The sequence below is a fragment of the Methanobrevibacter sp. genome, assembly GCF_045603845.1.
In the GTDB taxonomy this organism is placed as follows: domain Archaea; phylum Methanobacteriota; class Methanobacteria; order Methanobacteriales; family Methanobacteriaceae; genus Methanocatella.
The window spans coordinates 1-17952 of sequence record NZ_JAZUMY010000094.1 but is presented as its reverse complement, the minus strand read 5'-3'; the positions used below and the strand labels follow the sequence as shown (position 1 = coordinate 17952).

The 17952-nt window shown below is 36.0% G+C and carries 18 protein-coding genes and 1 tRNA gene; 13 read left to right on the top strand and 6 right to left on the bottom strand.

Features of this window, described 5'->3' with window-relative positions; all coding sequences use genetic code 11:
• Positions 1–43 precede the first annotated feature (43 nt).
• From ACKI2W_RS09285 to ACKI2W_RS09270, 4 genes are read left to right on the top strand one after another with little or no spacing between them, the layout of a single operon-like run.
• The gene (locus tag ACKI2W_RS09285; RefSeq protein ID WP_407381445.1) at positions 44–1234 is read left to right on the top strand and encodes a redox-regulated ATPase YchF; all 1191 of its coding nucleotides are present in this window, start codon (positions 44–46) and stop codon (positions 1232–1234) included.
• Between the two features lie 31 nt (positions 1235–1265).
• The gene (locus ACKI2W_RS09280) at positions 1266–1580 is read left to right on the top strand and encodes a TIGR04076 family protein (protein ID WP_407381443.1); all 315 of its coding nucleotides are present in this window, start codon (positions 1266–1268) and stop codon (positions 1578–1580) included.
• The gene (locus tag ACKI2W_RS09275) at positions 1522–2601 is read left to right on the top strand and encodes an SLC13 family permease (RefSeq protein WP_407381441.1); all 1080 of its coding nucleotides are present in this window, start codon (positions 1522–1524) and stop codon (positions 2599–2601) included. Before ACKI2W_RS09280 ends, ACKI2W_RS09275 begins: the two co-directional genes overlap by 59 nt.
• A gap of 42 nt (positions 2602–2643) precedes the next feature.
• On the top strand, positions 2644–4005 hold the full coding sequence (locus tag ACKI2W_RS09270) for an MATE family efflux transporter (protein WP_407381439.1): 1362 nt from the start codon (positions 2644–2646) through the stop codon (positions 4003–4005).
• Positions 4006–4025: 20 nt separating this feature from the next.
• Here ACKI2W_RS09270 and ACKI2W_RS09265 read toward each other — a convergent pair whose 3' ends face one another.
• Complete coding sequence (locus tag ACKI2W_RS09265; protein WP_407381437.1) at positions 4026–4424, bottom strand: C-GCAxxG-C-C family protein; 399 nt, start codon at positions 4422–4424, stop codon at positions 4026–4028.
• Positions 4425–4501: 77 nt separating this feature from the next.
• Here ACKI2W_RS09265 and cfbD point away from each other — a divergent pair, with 77 nt between their 5' ends.
• The 9 genes from cfbD (at position 4502) to ACKI2W_RS09220 (ending at position 14073) form a co-directional block, all read left to right on the top strand.
• Positions 4502–5569, top strand: a complete 1068-nt coding sequence (cfbD, locus tag ACKI2W_RS09260) for a Ni-sirohydrochlorin a,c-diamide reductive cyclase catalytic subunit (RefSeq protein ID WP_407381482.1) — start codon at positions 4502–4504, stop codon at positions 5567–5569.
• Between the two features lie 4 nt (positions 5570–5573).
• On the top strand, positions 5574–6170 hold the full coding sequence (gene hisH, locus ACKI2W_RS09255; RefSeq protein WP_407381435.1) for an imidazole glycerol phosphate synthase subunit HisH: 597 nt from the start codon (positions 5574–5576) through the stop codon (positions 6168–6170).
• A gap of 5 nt (positions 6171–6175) precedes the next feature.
• Complete coding sequence (locus tag ACKI2W_RS09250; protein WP_407381433.1) at positions 6176–7540, top strand: AIR synthase-related protein; 1365 nt, start codon at positions 6176–6178, stop codon at positions 7538–7540.
• A gap of 51 nt (positions 7541–7591) precedes the next feature.
• Positions 7592–8029, top strand: coding sequence for a hypothetical protein (locus tag ACKI2W_RS09245; RefSeq protein ID WP_407381431.1), 438 nt, complete (start codon positions 7592–7594; stop codon positions 8027–8029).
• 447 nt (positions 8030–8476) lie between these two features.
• A tRNA-Arg gene (locus ACKI2W_RS09240) sits at positions 8477–8550 on the top strand.
• Between the two features lie 19 nt (positions 8551–8569).
• On the top strand, positions 8570–9826 hold the full coding sequence (gene truD / locus ACKI2W_RS09235; protein WP_407381429.1) for a tRNA pseudouridine(13) synthase TruD: 1257 nt from the start codon (positions 8570–8572) through the stop codon (positions 9824–9826).
• Between the two features lie 47 nt (positions 9827–9873).
• Positions 9874–10263, top strand: a complete 390-nt coding sequence (locus ACKI2W_RS09230) for a DUF126 domain-containing protein (RefSeq protein WP_407381427.1) — start codon at positions 9874–9876, stop codon at positions 10261–10263.
• A gap of 8 nt (positions 10264–10271) precedes the next feature.
• On the top strand, positions 10272–11504 hold the full coding sequence (locus tag ACKI2W_RS09225; RefSeq protein ID WP_407381425.1) for an amidohydrolase family protein: 1233 nt from the start codon (positions 10272–10274) through the stop codon (positions 11502–11504).
• Positions 11505–11589: 85 nt separating this feature from the next.
• Positions 11590–14073, top strand: a complete 2484-nt coding sequence (locus tag ACKI2W_RS09220; RefSeq protein ID WP_407381423.1) for a heavy metal translocating P-type ATPase — start codon at positions 11590–11592, stop codon at positions 14071–14073.
• A gap of 31 nt (positions 14074–14104) precedes the next feature.
• Here the strand turns inward: ACKI2W_RS09220 and ACKI2W_RS09215 are convergent, their stop codons facing one another.
• The 5 genes from ACKI2W_RS09215 to ACKI2W_RS09195 form a co-directional block, all read right to left on the bottom strand.
• Positions 14105–15109 (bottom strand): tRNA-dihydrouridine synthase, encoded by a 1005-nt coding sequence (locus ACKI2W_RS09215; RefSeq protein ID WP_407381421.1) that lies wholly within the window; start codon positions 15107–15109, stop codon positions 14105–14107.
• A gap of 103 nt (positions 15110–15212) precedes the next feature.
• Positions 15213–15905, bottom strand: coding sequence for a TMEM175 family protein (locus ACKI2W_RS09210; protein ID WP_407381419.1), 693 nt, complete (start codon positions 15903–15905; stop codon positions 15213–15215).
• 277 nt (positions 15906–16182) lie between these two features.
• Entirely contained in the window at positions 16183–16347 is a 165-nt protein-coding gene (locus ACKI2W_RS09205; RefSeq protein ID WP_407381417.1) for a TMEM175 family protein, read from the bottom strand.
• Between the two features lie 40 nt (positions 16348–16387).
• The gene (locus ACKI2W_RS09200; protein WP_407381415.1) at positions 16388–17227 is read right to left on the bottom strand and encodes a hypothetical protein; all 840 of its coding nucleotides are present in this window, start codon (positions 17225–17227) and stop codon (positions 16388–16390) included.
• Between the two features lie 8 nt (positions 17228–17235).
• Positions 17236–17952: lyase family protein (locus ACKI2W_RS09195; RefSeq protein WP_407381413.1), on the bottom strand; the 717-nt coding region annotated here is incomplete at its 5' end.

Below are 17952 nucleotides of genomic sequence, written 5' to 3'. Positions count from 1 at the left end.
GAAACTATTTATATTTTAAAAATTAAATATTTTATTGATTATTATGCTTCAAATTGCAGTTTGTGGAAAACCAAATGTAGGAAAATCATCTTTTTTCAATTCAGCAACTTCTTCAGCTGTTGAAATGGCAAATTACCCATTCACAACAATTGACGCGAATAAAGCTGTTGCTCATGTTATTAAAGATTGTCCATGCCAGGAATTGGGTGTCACATGCAATCCGAGAAATTCAATTTGTGTTGATGGAAAAAGATTACTTCCTATAGAATTAATAGATGTTGCAGGATTAGTTCCTGGAGCACATGAAGGAAAAGGATTAGGAAATAAGTTTTTAGACGATTTAATGCAGGCTAAAGTATTTATCAATGTTATTGATGCTTCAGGTTCAACAGACCTTGAAGGTAATCCAGTTGACCCTGGAAGTCATGACCCTCTTGAAGATTTGGAATTTTTGGAAAATGAAATCGTCATGTGGATGTATGGAATTCTATCAAGAAATTGGGTAAGGCTTATAAGAAAAGTCGGTGCAGAGCATTTGGACATTGCAAAAGTATTGTTTGATCAATTGTCTGGTACAGGGATAGCTATTGAAGATATTATCGAAGCTAAAAGAAGTATCGAACCTGATTATAATAAATGGGAAGAAGAAGACCTGATTCAATTAACAAGAAATGTTCTTAAAATCGCTAAACCAATGATGATTGTCGCAAATAAGGCGGATTTGCCGACTTCAGAGGAAAACATTAAAAGAATCAAGGAAAAATATCCGAATGTTATACCTGCTTCAGCGGAATCTGAAATTGCATTGGTAAGGGCAAGTGAGGCCGGATTAATCAGTTACCTTCCTGGTGATGACCATTTTGATATATTAAAGCCGGAAGAGTTATCTGAAAATCAGTTGAAAGCATTGGAGTATATCAAAACTAATATTTTGGATAAATATGGAAGCACTGGTATTCAGGATGCTTTAAATTATGGTATATTTAATTTGCTTGAAAATATTGTGGTCTATCCTGTTCAGGATGAACATAAATACACTGACCAAAAGGGTAATGTTTTGCCTGACGGAATATTGCTTAAAAAAGGTTCCAATCCTCGTCAACTGGCCTATCTAGTTCACTCAGACATTGGTGATAAGTTCATGCATGCGGTTGATGCCAGGTCTAACATGCGCGTGGCCAGTGACTATGAACTGAAAGATGGTGACATTATAAGTATTATTACCCGTCAATAATACTTTAATTTCTTTTTTTCGAGGCATTAACATGAAAAAAGTAAAAATCACGGTCATGAAAAAAGCAAGATACGATGATTTGATTGAGAAATATGAAAATCCTTTAGAACATGAATGTGATGTTGAGCTTGGGGATGTTTTCATTGCTAATGGTTGGGTAAAACCTGATAACTTTTGCGATAGTGCATGGGAAAGCATTTCGTCTTTTGTAATGGCTTTATCCTGCGGTGCTGAAGATTTTTATGATGGCTGGATGAAAAATAAAAAATCTGCAATGATTTCTTGCAATGATGGATTCAGGCCGGTCAGCTTTTTGCTGGAAGCAATGGATGAAGATGCAGATTAAGAGTATTATGCCTAATTTAATTCAAAAAACTTCTAATTTTTTTAAAGAAGAAACAGTATTCTCTATTTCTTTTATATTGGCGATAATATCCTGTTTTTTTGTAAAACCAAGTACTGATTATTTTTATTATATTAACTGGGATACCATCATACTGCTTTTCATAATAATGTTTTTTGTTGAAATTTTAAAGAATCTTGCTGTTTTTGAGAGAGTGGTTCGAAAGCTTTTGACTAAAATAACAAACACCCGTCAGCTTGCATCAGTTTTGATTTTTGCTTGTTTTTTAAGTTCAATATTCATTACCAATGATGTTTCTTTAATAATATTCGTGCCGTTCACTATTCTGGCTTTAAAAAAGGTGGGCAGGATTGATTTATCTATTATTACAGTGTCTTTGCAGACAATTGCGGCAAATGTGGGATGTATGCTTCTTCCGATTGGAGCTCCGCATAATATCGTAATGTATACGGTATCAGGCATTCCGTTCACCTCATTTTTCCTGTTATTATTGCCTTATATAATAGTTTCTGTTGTATTTTTATTGATATCTTCTTTATTTATTCCAAAAGATAATATTGATTTGCCGAAAATGAATAAAATAACTTTTAATGGTGAAAATTTCCTTAAAAGAATTTTGCTCGGTATTGATTATTTTCTGCTTTTGACATTCATTGCCCTTTTCATTTTAATCGGCAACTTGGAAAATATTCCGATTTTCTATTCACTTTTTACACAATGGATATCAGGAAATGAAGTTGCATGGGGAATTATAGCATCTCAGGTTATTTCCAATGTTCCTGCAGCAATTTTACTCAGTGGTTTCAGCTCCAATTATAGTGCCATTATCGTTGGAATCAATATTGGGGGTTTCGGTACGCTTATAGCTTCCATGGCCAATCTTATTTCGTATAAGATTCTTGTGCGTGAATATGGTGAATTTAAAATTAGATATTTAAAAAGGTTCACAGTATTAAATGTCATTTTGCTGATAATTCTCGTTGGCGTTTATATTCTCATTTAAATAGTATTAATTAAAGAATATTAATTATTTGAGGAGAGTTTTATGGCTAATGAAAATGTTGAATTGATGAGGGGAGAGCCTGAAATAGCTATCAGAAAACTGGCCATTCCGATAATGGTATCTATGCTTTTGACAGCATCGTATAATATTGTTGATGGAATTTGGGTTGCCGGTTTAGGCCAGGCAGCTATTGCAGGAATAGGTTTTGTAACGCCGATATTTATGATTTTAAATGGTGTCAGTGTCGGACTTGGAAACGGTGCAACAAGCAGTATTTCTCGTGCTGTAGGTGCAAAAAACCATGAAAGAGCAAGCAAATCCGCCACACATTCTCTTTTAATATTTTTAATTGCATCGATTTTGTTAACCATAATTCTGCTTATAATACAGGAGCCGCTGCTGAAGTCTTATGGTGCAAGCGGACAGTCATTGGTTGAAGGAATTAAGTATGGGACTCCATTATTTTTAGGCCTATTTGCATTCATGTTTGCAAATGGTGGAAGTGGTATTCTCCGTGGTGAAGGAGACATGAAAAGAGCGATGTATGCAATTATTGTGTCTGTAGTTTTGAATTTCATTTTGGATCCTCTTTTCATTTATGTATTTAACTGGGGATCTGCCGGAGCTTCCCTTGCAACAATTGTAAGTTCCGTTGGCTCAGCAGCAGTAATCATGTACTGGATTTTGATAAAAAAGGACACTTATGTTGATGTCACATTTAAAAATTTCAGATATGAGTCAAAAATATCCCGAGATATCCTAAAGGTAGGTATTCCGTCTTCATTGGATATGTTCATGATGTCACTTGCAATGAGTTTTTATCTGATGTTCATCTCATCAGTTGGCGGTGAATATGGTATTGCAGCATTTACTTCCGGTCAGAGATTATATCTCTTTGGTATAATGCCTTTAACAGCTATTGCCAGTGCGGTTTCAGCGGTAAGCGGAAGCGCATATGGTGCCAGAAACTGGGAGTATCTTTCAAGAACTCACACTTACGGTACCAAGTTCGCAATGGTATTTGCAGTGGCCATAATGCTTATTCTGGTAATATTTGCACCGCAGCTGTCATTGATTTTCGCATATACTCCGGAAACAGCTCCGTTAATTCCAGAAATTACGAACTTCTTAAGAATAGCATCATTCGGTTTGCTTCTGGTCGGTATCGGTATGCCTTCAAGCTTTATGTATCAGGGAATCGGAAGGGGAACAACAAGCCTTGCCTGGACAATTATAAGGGAGCTGATCTTCACTGTAACTTGCACATATCTCTTCGGAATAGTATTGAATTGGGGACTGACTGGTATCTGGGTAGGTCTTGCGGTCGGTAGAATTATCGCATCAATTCTAAACTTCACTTATGCAAAATACACTCTTAGAAAGCTGAAATCAACTTTGAATTAAAAATAGAAAAAGATGAATATTCATTCATCAAGCAAATCCGCAACTTTATTTGCAATAAATACGCAGCAGTCAACGCATGGGGATTTGTCTTCTCCATTTTTACTTATTTTATCGCAGCGCACTGTACTGTATTCTTCCTTAAATGCATTAAAAATTTCTTTGGCGTTGGCTTTAATTTTCACTTCATCATCAACAATCAGGCCGTTGGCAATCAATGCGCCTGTAACTGCTCCACAGGTTCCCTCATCAAAGGTTCCGCCCATTCCTCCTGCAAATCCGCAGGCCAGCTTGCACATGTCTGATTGGGAAATGGGATATTCGGCAGTTTCACAAAGTCCCATCAGTGTAGATTCAGAGCAGCTTTTAAAAGTCCTGTACTCTCTTATTTTTTCTTCCAAAATTTTCTTATCAAGTTTCATAATGCAATCTCCTTAATTAATTATATTAACTAATAATTTTAAATAATTATTCATTGAAAAATTAGGTGATTAAAATTATACATCCAAGACCAAGTCCGATTGCTGCTACTCTTTATACTTTGAGAGATATGAATGTTGATGTTATTATCATGCATGGGCCTACAGGGTGCTGTTTTAGAACAGCAAGGCTTCTGGAAAGTGATGGTGTGCGTGTTGTAACTACAGGAATGTCAGAAAACGATTTTATATTAGGTGCCGGTGAAAAGTTAGTCGACACATTAACTGAGGCTTATGATACATTCAAGCCAAAGCTAATGGGAATAGCAGGCACTTGCGCCAGTATGATTATCGGTGAGGATTTAAAGGAAGCAATTGCAACAGCAGATTTGCCGTGCACAGTAATCCCTGTTGAATCTCACGGAGGATCAGGTGAAGGGGACAATACTGTTGGAGCAATAATGGTTTTAGAGGCTGCCGTTGAATGTGGAGTGATTCCTCAGGAAGAGGCAGATAGGCAAATTAAAATGCTTGAGATGGCAACTGAAGTTGAAAAGACTCGAGGTATGGCTCAGGGAAAATACATCAAACCTAATTTTGGAGATTCAAAGGAAATTGTTGCAAAGACGGTCGTTAATGCACTGAAAGACAATAAGAAAGTGGCTTTTGTACTTAACGTTAAAAAAGAAACATCATATTTGTTTGCGGATATCATAAATTTTGATTATAATGAAATTAATCCGGACAATAAGCCTATTTTTGTAGCTAATTTGGATGAAAACATCGGTTTGCCTAGAATTAGACAACATGCAGTAAACATTAAAGATCAATTGGACATTAAGCCGGATTTCATCACTGGAGGGCTTGACGAATACCCTATCACTGCAGATAATGCAGCAGATTATCTTAAAGATATGGATTTGGATTTGATTGTTGTATTTGGTGTTCCTCATGCGTTTCCAATAGAGGATTTTGATGTGGAATCTGTTGCTGTAACCGATGGGCCTCGTTTAGTGGAGCCTTTGCGTGAATTGGGATATACTCATGTTGTGGCTGAACTAGACGCGCACTCTAAAACATTGGGGACTGATGAAATTGTAGATTCGGACTTTGGATTGATGATTAGATCAGCTATTGGATGGATGTAATAATATGATAACGATTATTGATTATAAAAGCGGAAACCTGAAAAGCATTTCCAATGGATTTAAAAAGATTGGTGAGGATTTTCAGATAACTGATGATGTGGAAGTTATTGCTGATGCAAAGCATTTAGTCTTGCCCGGTGTTGGAGCTTTCGGTTCTGCAATGGAAAATTTGGAAGCTTTCCGTGATGTCATTGAAGAGCATGTTAATGATGATAAACCGTTTTTAGGGGTCTGTTTAGGCCAGCAGGTTCTCATGAGTGAAAGTGAAGAAAGTCCTGGAGTAAAAGGGCTTGATTTATTTAAGGGCCATTGCGAATACTTGCCTGAAGGGGTTAAAATTCCTCATATGGGTTGGAATAAGCTGGATGTAGTTAAAAAATGTCCTATTCTGGAAGATGTGGACAAGCAATATTTTTACTTTGTCCATTCATATCATGTAATTCCGGATGATTGTGAGATTATTGCAGGGACCTGTGATTATGGTGTTGATGTTGCAGCGGCATTAAGCCGAAATAATTTATTTTCAACACAATTTCATCCTGAAAAAAGCGGAAAAGCAGGACTTAAGATTTTAAAAAATTTTGTTAATATTGGAGAGTAATTTATATGGATATAGAAGGATTTGTCCGTGCAAGAATTGATGACTATTCATATGATGACTTATCAGTTCTTTTGGCTGAAAGAATAAGGGAATATAAAGATATTTCCGATGAAAACTCTGTTAAAATGGCACGGGCTGTGATTGATGAGGTTTCAACAACTTTAAAACTAAAGGAAAGTGATGATGAATTTTTAAAAGAAATTGCAGAAATCACCAAATCAGGTGTTGGAATGGGTGAAATGGGTGTCGGATCACGTGGAGCAGGAGATTTCTTTGTTCACAGAAGAATCGCAGATATAGTGGCTTCAACAAATACTGCATCACTTGTAAACCCGACAGAACAGGACGACGGAGGTGTTGTACGTTCCCGTGCAAAGAATGACGATGTTTACATAACCACTGCAGTTGATGGAATTCATTCAAGATTAAGTGAATATCCGTTTTTAGGCGGTTTTCATGTTACAAGAGCAACTTTAAGGGATGTTTGTGTAATGGGCGCAGACCCTGTAGCTATTCTAAGTGATGTTCACCTGGCGGATGACGGTGATGTCGGAAAGATTTTCGATTTCACTGCAGGTGTTGCTGCCGTTTCCGAGCTTGTAGGCGTTCCTATTGTGGCCGGAAGTACCTTGAGGGTCGGCGGAGACATGGTTTTGGGTGACCGCTTTGTTTCAGCTGTAGGAAGTGTAGGTGTTTCAGATTATCCTCCAACAGCACGTAAGGGTGCAACAAAAGGTGATGTAATCCTTTTAACTGAAGGTTCAGGCGGAGGAACCATCACAACAACTGCATTGTATAATGGCTTTTTCGATGTTGTATGGGACACTATGAACGTTAATTTTGTTCAGGCATCACAATCATTGTTTGAAGCGGATTTGGTAAAGGATATTCATGCAATGACTGATGTTACCAACGGTGGCCTTAGGGGAGATGCCCATGAGATTTCCAATACTACTGGTGTTGGTTTGGAGTTTTATGAAAAAGATATTAGGGCTATGGTCGCTCCAAATGTGTTGAACATGCTTGAAACTTTAAACATTGATCCTTTGGGCGTTTCTACAGATTCATTAATGCTAGTTGTTCCTGAAGATATTGCGGAAGATGTTAAAAAGACAGTTTCATCAGCAGGCGTTGACATCTCAGAGATTGGTCAGGTCACTGACAGCGGCGAACCGATACTGATTAAGGAAGACTCTTCAACCGAAAAGCTTGTTCCTTTATTTAGGGAAGCTGCATACACAAAAATTAAAAAGCTAGTCGGTGATACAACACCTGAGGACTTTGAAATAATGCAGGAAAAAGTTCAAAAGGCATGTGAAGATGCGATTGCTAAGAAGGAAAAGGTTATAAAGTATATAAATAAAAATTAATTTTTTCACACTTCCATATTTTTTAAATAATATGGGAGTTAATCTCTTTTTATGAAAAATGATACTGGAACATTATATATAGCAGATGCCATCATTGCTTTAAGCATTCTGTTCATCGCAATGCTAATGTTAAATTCATTAATTTCAATTCAAAATCCCGTATATTCAGATATTTCAAAAGATTCTAAAAATGCTCAGGATATAATGGAAATTTTAAGTGGCAAGGTTGATTTTGATGACCGTACTTTTTTGTCACAAATTAGTCAGATTTTAAAGGACAATAGAAATTCCAAAAAATCAGTAAGGGAAGTTTCACAGCTTTGCGATGAAAAGTTCAGCGAATTGAAACTGGTTAATTATCGTTTTGTCGAGTCCAATATTTTAGGTTCAAAAATATTGTCGCAATCAGGTGATTTTTCTAAAGCGGACGACATTTCTGTTGCAACACGAAATTTCGATGGTTATTCATATACTTTGTATGTTTGGTAATAGTTACCCTTTGTATGTAATAGACCGGCATTTATACGTGTTTGGTGGTGAATATACCAGCCTTTACATACAATTTTGCACATTTTACCAGCAGAGAATGGGTTTGTGGTGGTGATTCTCCACCAGAATAATGTACAATATTCATTCTTTTTTTAATGTTATATAAATATTTATATTAGCCGGTTCGTGTTGTATATTTTTTACTTTGGTGTTTAAATGCCTTCAATTAACAGTTTAATTTTAAAAATCTAGTTAAATATCATTTTACTCATGTTTACTCTCTGTTTTATTCAAAAAAGCATTTTGGATTTCATCTTTATTAATTCTTCTAAATATTTAAATATGCTTATATCAAATATTTATAACATAGTCAATTTTAAAGTATTTTTTAAAAAAATATTATATACTATGAAAAACTTATATTAATGTGATATCTTATTTTGTCTCGCCCCGGTGGTGTAGTTTGGATAACACATGGGACTGCGGATCCCATTCCCCGGGTTCAAATCCCGGCCGGGGCACTTTTGTTTTTGTGATACTATGTTAAATGCTAATACTTATGTTACTGGTCAAGAAGGAATCGGCGGGTCCATTAGAAACCGATATGAAGATTTTTATGTTGAAGAAATTCCGGAAATGCTTCCGACAGGTGAAGGACCGAACGTTTGGATTTGGATTGAGAAACTCGGAAGGACAACCCTTGATGTTGTTCTGGATATTGCCCGTGATTTGCACATTGACCGCAAAAGAATGGGCTTTGCCGGAATGAAGGATAAGAAGGCCCTAACCAGACAGTGGATCTGTATAGCAAACATGGACTCGGAAGAACAGTTCAGGCAAGTTGAAAACCTGGATATCTATAAGACTGATTTTTTAGAAATTACAAGAGGACGTAAAAAACTCAGGATGGGTCAGCTCACCGGAAACAAATTCAGAATTCTAATCCGTGACCTCGATGACATTGAAAAAAGTGCAGACATTGCCAATGAAGTATTAAAGGAATTGGAAGTCACAGGAGTTCCTAATTATTATGGATGGCAGCGTTTCGGTAAGCCTAGAACCAACACCCATCTTGTCGGTGAAGCGTTAATACAAAATGATCTGGCCGAAGCTGTAAGGCGATACATTGGAAATCCTTCTCCTGAAGAAAGCGGCGAAAACCAGCTTGCAAGACAGGCATATGATGATGGTGATTTGGAAAAGTCCTTGGAACTTATGGGCAAAGGAATGAGATATGAAAAGATGATGATTCGCCAATTAATCAAGGATTCCAAAAAAGGCGAATTGACTGATAAGGCATATATGAACGCTTTGCATGCGCTTCCAAAGCCATTGCAGAGAATGTTTGTCCATGCATACCAATCTTATCTTTTCAATGATGCCGTCAGCCGCAGGGTTGAAATGGGAATTAACAGATATGTTGAAGGGGATATCATAATTGATAATGAGGAACGTATCGTTCGGGATAAAACTCCTGAAGAATATCAGGAACTGATTGACAATTTTGAAGTAAATCCTACTGTTCCGTTATATGGTACCAAGGTTCCTTTCGCAGGCGGTGAAGTCGGAGAAATGGAAAAAAGTGTCCTTGACAGTTATGGTCTTGAAAAAAGCGATTTTGAAGTTCCAAAAATGCCACGTTTGGGAAGTCATGGTCTTAGAAGGGCTGTACGTTTCCAGGTGTGGGATGCATCTGCAACGGCAACGGATGAGGGTGTTCTAGCTGAATTTTCCATTAACAAAGGCTCATATGCAACAGCTGTTTTACGTGAAGTAATGAAAGTGGATGTTGTTTAATTTTTAATCTAATTTTTTAAATAGTAGTTATTATAAAATATTTCTTAATGATTGAATGTAGAAATATTGCGAAAGGAAAAGGCAAAGGGGAACTGATTGTAAGTTCCGAGCCTATCAGTTTTCTTGGTGGAGTAAACCCGGAAAACGGTGAAGTGATTGACCCTAACCATGAATTGAAAGGTCAAAGTATTAAAGATAAAGTCTTATTTATTCCCGGTGGAAAAGGTTCTACTGTCGGTTCTTATGTGATTTTTCAGATGATGAAAAACAATACTGCTCCAAAAGCCATCATATGTCTTAATGCAGAACCGATTATAGCTACCGGCGCCATAATGTCAGATATTCCAATGGTGGATTCACCTGCCAGCACTGAAGAATTGACCAACGGCACTGTAGTTGAAGTTGACGGCGATAATGGAACTATTACAATTTTATAAGTGGTAAGATGCAAACTCTAATTGAAAATGTAAACATCATTAATCCGAATGATGAGTTCAAGGGTAATCAGAATATTTTGATTGAAGGAAAATACATCAAAGAAATATCCTCCGGAAAAATCAGCACCAAAGAAAATGCCAAAGTCATTGATGGTAATGACAATTATGTTCTTCCGGGGTTCATTGATTGTCATACGCATATTCTGGCCAAAGGTTTTCATAAGGAAGAAAACATGGCTAATCCTTTGGCCATTCATTTTTATAACGGTGTTCCTCATGGCAAACAAACCATAAATGCAGGGGTTACGACAGTTAGAGATTGCGGATCTGCAGATTTGGGCGTCAAGCTTGCACAAGAGAGAGGTTTATTTACAGCCCCCAAACTTGAAATATGTGTCACTCCATTGGTTATGACCGGAGGACATTTTGATTTGATGCTTCCTTCAGGTTTTGATATGGAGATAATGTATCCAGGATTTCCTAAAGGAAGATGTGACGGTCCTTCTGAAGTTTTAAAGAAAACCCGTGAAGTCAAAAGGGCAGGTGCAGATTTTATAAAGGTGATGTGCAGCGGAGGTGTTTTAACTGCAAACACTTCTCCGGAATTTTCCCAGTTTAACTTTGATGAGCTTAAGACAATTGTTGATGAAGCCAAACTGAATAATTTAAAGGTTTCGGCCCACTGTCATAGTCTGGAAGGTATGAATAAGGCTATTGATGCAGGATTTTCATCAATTGAGCATGGAACGTTTATTGACGTTAGAACTGCCGTAAAGATGGTGGAAAATGATGTGACTTTGGTTCCTACGCTATTGGTCCATCAGTTTTTATATGAGCACGGTTTTCCTTCATGGGACAATTATGCTGATGAGAAATTGGCCAAATTAAAGGAAATCATTAAAGTTCACAAGGAGAATATCCAAATTGCTCATGATGAGGGCGTTAATATTGTAATGGGAACAGACAGTGGCGTAATTCCTCATGGCCATAATTTAAAAGAGCTGATTAATCTGGTTGACATCGGCATGTCTCCAAAACAGGCGTTAGCATGTGCAACTACAAAAGCTGCCGAATTTTTGGGAAGGTCTGATATAGGATCCATCAAAGAAGGAAAATGCGGCGATATGATTTTCATCGAAAAGAATCCTTTAGTCAATATAGAATTATTGACTAATCCTGATAACATAATTCGTGTTGTTCAGGACGGCAAAATTGTCAAGGACACTTGCTGTGCATTATAATTTATTTTTTTATAATTTTTGTATACCTAAACTTTATTAATTCTAATTTTTAAATATATTAATAATATAATTAGGTAGTGGTAGCATGGCAAAACTTAAAGATATGGATGTGCCTATTGAAGGAATGCATTGTGCTTCATGTGTTTTGAGTGTAAATAAAACATTTGAACGTGAGGAGGGGGTTGAAGCAGTAGATGCAGATTTGGCTTCAAACAAACTTCATATTACAGTAAATCCTAAAAAAATGTCATATGATGAGATGGAATCTATCGTTAAGAATTTGGGATTTGAACTGCATTCCGATGAGGTTACTTTAAGGATTGATGGTATGCATTGTGCATCATGTACAATGAACGTTGAAAACTTTTTAATTCGTTTAGATGGTATTTTTGATGTTAAAGCGGATTTGACTTCAGGAACTGCTTATGTCCGTTATGATAAGAGCAAAGTCACGATTGATGAGATGGAGAAAGTCATAAATAATCTGGGCTTCGAACTTCTTGGAATCGACGGGCAGACAGAAATAGATGAGGAAGAGCTCTACAGACAGGATTTAATCAGTAAAAGAAATCGCATTATTGTTGGTTTAATATTTTCCGCCATTTTAATGATTTTGATGTATAGTATGTGGGATCCTTTAATGGGTCTGACTCATCAGATACATATGAGCACTGGAATTGACATTTCATCTATGGGATTGCTTTCCTTGATTGTAAGTATTCTGCCATTTTTATATGTTTCACTTCCAATTTTAAAAGCAGGAATCAATGGTCTAATGCATAAGAATCTAAATATGGATGTAATGTATTCAATGGGTATTATCGTTGCTTACGGATCAAGTATTTTGGGAACATTTGGCATTGTCTTGGACCACACATTTATGTTCTATGAATCTGCAGTGATGCTGCCTTCATTCTTGATGATCGGTAGGTATTTGGAAGCTCGTGCTAAAAAAAGAACGTCAGATTCAATTCGTGAACTGATTGGTCTTCAGCCTACAGTAGCTACACTGGTTGAAGTCGATGAAAACAATGAGGTTATCTCTCAAAAAGAAGTTCAGATTGCTGAAATTAATTTGGAAGACAAGCTCATGGTTAAACCGGGGGATAAGATTCCTGTTGACGGTAAAGTTATTGGTGGAGAATCATATGTTGATGAATCCATGATTAATGGTGAACCTATTCCTAAAGTTAAAAAGGATGGTGAGGAAGTCTTTGCAGGCACTATCAATCAGGACGGCGTTTTGATTATTTCCGCATTGAAAATAGGTTCTGAAACTGTTCTGTCAAATATTATCCGTTTAGTTGAAAAGGCACAGTCTTCAAGACCGCCTGTTCAGAAATTTGCAAATACGATTGTCACTTACTTCATTCCGGTTATTCTGACGATAGCAATAATAGTATTCTGTATTTGGTATTTCATTCTGGGAGCTACACTGCTGTTTTCTTTAACCTGCTTAATATCTATCCTGGTTGTTGCATGTCCTTGTGCTTTGGGTTTGGCCACTCCGACTGCCGTAACTGTCGGTGTTGGAAGAGCAGCCGAATTTGGTATTCTAATTAAAAATGGGGATACTCTTGAAAATGCCGGCCAGATTGATGTTGCGGCATTTGATAAAACGGGCACTATCACGGAAGGTAAACCTGAAGTGGATGATGTCATTGCCTATGGAATTGATGAGGAAGAGTTAATTGCTCTTGCTGCTTCCGTTGAGCAAAATTCCAATCACCCTATTGCAAAAGCGATTGTCAGAAAGGCAGAAGGACTGGAATTGCTTAATACGGTTGACTTTGAAAATGTGACTGGTAAGGGTATCAAAGCGGTAATTGATGGAAAACGTGTTTTGGCCGGAAACAAATCATTGATGCAAAGCAATGATGTTGAAATTAGTGAAGATATTCTAAATACTTTCACGGATTTGGAAAATCAAAGCAAAACAATAATTCTTCTGGCTATTGATGAATCCGTTTGCGGAATTTTAAGTCTTTCTGACAAGGTCAAGCCGAATTCCAAAAGAACCATTGAAGAATTGCACAATATGGGAATTGAAACATACATGTTAACAGGTGACAATGAAAGCACGGCACTGTCTGTTGCAAGGGATGTAGGCATTGACAATGTAAAAGCAGGAATATTGCCTGAAAACAAATTGGATATTGTTCAAAATATTCAGGCAAACGGTTCTAAAAAAGTTTTATTTACTGGAGACGGTATTAACGACGCCCCGGCACTTACGCAGGCAGATATCGGTGTTGCAATGGGTAACGGTACTGATATTGCAATGGAAAGTGGTGATGTTGTAGTAATGGAAGGCGACTTGGAAAATGTCGTTGCGGCCGTCCAGTTCTCCAAGAAGGTTATGAGAAGAATCAAAGAGAATATTTTCTGGGCATTCGCATACAATTCAATATTGATTCCTGTAGCTGCCGGTGTTTTATATCCTAGTTTCGGAATAATGTTCCAGCCGGAATTTGCCGGTTTGGCTATGGCATTAAGTTCAGTAACTGTTATTTCTCTTTCATTGTTACTTAAACGCTATGTGCCGCCAATAAAAAGAGTTAAAAATTAATCGATTTCATTATCAATTAATTCTATTTTCTTTAGTCCGTATATTGGAAGCATCTGCTTTCCTTTTTAGAATAGCAGTTATTGCAACCTTTGCATCGAGATGACCCTTTTCCGTTCGCTTTCCAATCGGCCAGGAAATCGGCCTGTGCAACAAATGGTTTTGACAGTGACATGAACTCCACATTGCTTGTATTCAATATTTCGTTCATTTTTTCCATGTCTCTTAGATTGCCTGCCAATATTACTGGAATATCTACTTCCTGTGCTAGTTTATTGGCATAGTCTAAAAATATATGTTTTTCTTTTGCATCATATTTCATTGAGATGGTCCTTCCTGTAATTTGGATGCTGTCCGCACCATTTTCAGCAAGCAGTTTTGCCATTTTCAAGCTTTCTTCCTGTGTCAGCCCACCTTTTCTTACATCTTCAATGTTGATTCTGCAGCTAACGTGAAAGCCAATTGTTTTTTTAATCAGTTTGATGATTTCCAAAACTATTCTTATTCTGTTTAATGTGTTTCCACCATAATCGTCTTCTCTTTGATTAAAGTAAGGGTTTGTAAATTTTGATAAATAGAAATTGTTTCCCATATTTATTTGAATCCCGTCAAAGCCTGCAAATGAGAATTTTTTGGCAGCCATAATCACTTCGGCCTGCAGTTTTCTTATTCCTTCAATTGTCAGGTCATTAGGCTCTGCCTTTTGGTTATCACCATCGTCATAATAGAAAAATGCAAGCTGGCCTAATACGGGAACATCATAATTGTGACAGATGTCCGTAAGCTCTTTGTAGTCTTTAACGAATCCCTTATAGTTCATGTTTGCAGAATATTCGAAAAATCTGTCTTTATAATCCAGCGCAAACATTTCAGATAATATCAGTCCAACGCCGCTTTTTGCCATCTTTTCATATCTGTCATATATCACAGGCGTCAGATATCCTCCATCCTCAGTTTCTCTTTGCCAGGCGCCAGTACGGATAATTCTGCTTTTGAGCTTTAAATCTTTAAAATTACATTCATCGAAAATATCTTTCATACACTCACTCTCCATTTAATAATTTTAATTTCTGATAATTTAAATGGAAAGGTTACTTAATATGGTGGCCGGATAAATTAACTTCCCAGTTATCTATTTTTTATTAATTTGATATTATGTTGATGCACCATATTGCTACGATTGATATAAGGCAGGATATCATAATTAACGGAGGATAAAAAATGCATCCTATTATAAATCCAATCGTTACAATGATAAACATTGCATATAATGGATAATTGTTTTTAATCATTTTCTGAAGATTATCGCTGTCACTGTTAATTTGCTTTAGGTTATTTGCTGTTATTAACCAAGATATAATTATCAAAATAAATATAATCCCATAAATGGATTGTGCTACTTTTGAATAGAAATTTTCAGAAACAAATTGTGTAAAATAAGGTATTAGTGAAAGTACAAATAATGAAAATCCCATTGACCAGATCACATTATAATTAACTCTACTTACAGAATTGAACAGGTCATTACTGTACATCCAGTAATTAAAGCATACTATAAAACTTATTATATATGCTAAGAATTCAACTTTCAGATTTAAGAGGTCAGTTATACTGCCGCCATTTGCCATTGTAATTTCCAGTACAATAATAGTTAATATTATTGCAACAATTGCGTCAATCAAGGATTCAAAACGATTTTTGTCTTCTGTCATGTTATTCGGCATTTTAACTATGATTATCCACATTAATGTTGCGATTAAACAGGCAATATATGTTGCAGGGATAAAAATTGTGCAAGTAAATATCATTCCAATTATAATGATTATATTTGGCATGTAGCGTCTAATTTTTAAAAAATTAATTTTATTTAAAATATTATTTTCAGGATTTGCTTTACATATCAGATAAGTTGAAAATGTATATGTTAAATTTGTTGAAATGAATAATAGACCAAATATCAATTGTGCATGTATTGAAAAGAAGTTTAAAGTTAACCATGTTGAAAAATAGGGGAGCAGTGATAATAAAAATATCAATATGCCATAGACACACACTATCTTATTGTCAATTTCATCAATTAATTTGAAAAAATCATGGTCATTGTACCATGTATTAAAAATTAATTATGTAACAAAGGAGGTAAGTTAAATATTGTGTATTAAGTGTCCAGATTGCATTCCATGTGGCTTGTTCTGGTTGGTATAATTTTAATACAAGAACTGTGATTATTATAGCTATTACAGCATCAAAAAATGTTTCAAATCTATCAGTTTTCATTCAAATTACCTAAAATAAAAAAAGAAATCATAAGATTTCTTTATTCTAATTCTACTTTTAATTTTCCAATTTTAGGAGCAAGGAAATTGTAAAATACTGCAATCAATAATGCTTCAATAAAGGAAATGACAAATGTTCCTAAAACATTGGATAATGCAGTAAATGCTGGTGAACCGCTTATAATCATAATCAATCCTATTATAATACTTAAAATAAGACTTATGGCTGCTATGGCAATACCGAAATTCAATGGATCAATTGATTCTAATTGTGTGAATTCACCTATTTTTTCAAGTTTTACAGTAATTCCTCTTTCACTGCTTGCCAATAAATTGTAGATGTATGTTGAAAGCAATATGAATACTGTAGTGATTATTACTGCTGCAACTATTCCTAAAACGATAATTGATGTATTGGAAAGCAATATCATTGCCTGATATGCCATTCCAGCAACCGCAGTTTGTGAAGCATACATCAGAACAGTTATTAAAGCACTTAAAATCAATGGAATTAAAAATGCAGTTGCCAGATAAACAACAAGAACTATTATCAGGGTAATTGTTCCTAAAAGCAGTGCAGTTTCTTTTGTTGAAATTTTTTTAATGTAGTCTCCTTCAATATCTAATTTGATGCATCCTAATTTTTTGGATAGTATGTTGTAAAGGTAAGCTTCACTGAAGCTGAAGAAAATGCTGCATATTATTGCGCTGAAAACAATCGTAGGAATGATATAAAGCATCACTCCAAAACTATTCGGCACGATAATGCTAACGGCTCCAACAATAATTAAAGAGATTAAAATGGAAATTAAAGCAGTAATTCCTGTTGATATTATCGTATATGATGATATATCAATGGACTTTAATTCTTTAACACTCATTTTATCACCTAGAACCAGGTTTTGGAATCTTCTAACAGTTCATCAATAATGATTTCAATGGAACCTGTGTATGTGTGGGGATCCATTATTTTTTCAACGTCTTCTTCTGTTAAGTATTTCTGGACTTCTTCATCTTCCAGGATGAGTTCTCCAAGCAATAATTTTTCTTTGTTTGCTTTAATAGCGTTTTTCCTTACAATTCCATAAGCAGTCTGTTTTCCCATACCCGCTCTTGTAAGTTCGGCCATTAATCTTTCAGCCATAATTAAACCGTTGGTGAAGTTCAAGTTTCTTTCGATATTTTCATCGTAGAATACTAAGTTGTTCATTAGTTTAATGGTTAAATTTAAAATGTAATCGGTTAGAATGCAGCTTTCCGGAAACATTATTCTTTCACAGGATGAGTTGGTCAAGTCTCTTTCATGCCATAATGGGTTGTTGTCCAAAGCGGCATTGACATAGGATTTCACGATTCTTGCAACACCACAAATCCTTTCAGCAGTAATAGGATTCATTTTGTGTGGCATTGTACTGCTTCCGACCTGTTTTTCAGGATCGAAGTATTCTCCAACTTCCATTATTTCTGTTCTTTGAAGGCTTCTGATTTCCAAAGCTATTTTATCCAATGTTGAAGCAATGTTTGCCAAGGTTGAAATGAATTCCACGTGATTGTCTCTTTGAACAACCTGGTTTGTAATTTTTGCAGCAGGTAAATCCAAGATGCG

Coding starts and splice junctions, on each gene's coding strand:
- ACKI2W_RS09285 (WP_407381445.1), top strand. CDS start 44: ATGCTTCAAATTGCAGTTTGTGGAAAACCAAATGTAGGAAAATCATCT.
- ACKI2W_RS09280 (WP_407381443.1), top strand. CDS start 1,266: ATGAAAAAAGTAAAAATCACGGTCATGAAAAAAGCAAGATACGATGAT.
- ACKI2W_RS09275 (WP_407381441.1), top strand. CDS start 1,522: ATGATGGATTCAGGCCGGTCAGCTTTTTGCTGGAAGCAATGGATGAAG.
- ACKI2W_RS09270 (WP_407381439.1), top strand. CDS start 2,644: ATGGCTAATGAAAATGTTGAATTGATGAGGGGAGAGCCTGAAATAGCT.
- ACKI2W_RS09265 (WP_407381437.1), bottom strand. CDS start 4,424: ATGAAACTTGATAAGAAAATTTTGGAAGAAAAAATAAGAGAGTACAGG.
- hisH (WP_407381435.1), top strand. CDS start 5,574: ATGATAACGATTATTGATTATAAAAGCGGAAACCTGAAAAGCATTTCC.
- ACKI2W_RS09250 (WP_407381433.1), top strand. CDS start 6,176: ATGGATATAGAAGGATTTGTCCGTGCAAGAATTGATGACTATTCATAT.
- ACKI2W_RS09245 (WP_407381431.1), top strand. CDS start 7,592: ATGAAAAATGATACTGGAACATTATATATAGCAGATGCCATCATTGCT.
- truD (WP_407381429.1), top strand. CDS start 8,570: ATGTTAAATGCTAATACTTATGTTACTGGTCAAGAAGGAATCGGCGGG.
- ACKI2W_RS09230 (WP_407381427.1), top strand. CDS start 9,874: ATGATTGAATGTAGAAATATTGCGAAAGGAAAAGGCAAAGGGGAACTG.
- ACKI2W_RS09225 (WP_407381425.1), top strand. CDS start 10,272: ATGCAAACTCTAATTGAAAATGTAAACATCATTAATCCGAATGATGAG.
- ACKI2W_RS09220 (WP_407381423.1), top strand. CDS start 11,590: ATGGCAAAACTTAAAGATATGGATGTGCCTATTGAAGGAATGCATTGT.
- ACKI2W_RS09215 (WP_407381421.1), bottom strand. CDS start 15,109: ATGAAAGATATTTTCGATGAATGTAATTTTAAAGATTTAAAGCTCAAA.
- ACKI2W_RS09210 (WP_407381419.1), bottom strand. CDS start 15,905: ATGCCAAATATAATCATTATAATTGGAATGATATTTACTTGCACAATT.
- ACKI2W_RS09205 (WP_407381417.1), bottom strand. CDS start 16,347: ATGAAAACTGATAGATTTGAAACATTTTTTGATGCTGTAATAGCTATA.
- ACKI2W_RS09200 (WP_407381415.1), bottom strand. CDS start 17,227: ATGAGTGTTAAAGAATTAAAGTCCATTGATATATCATCATATACGATA.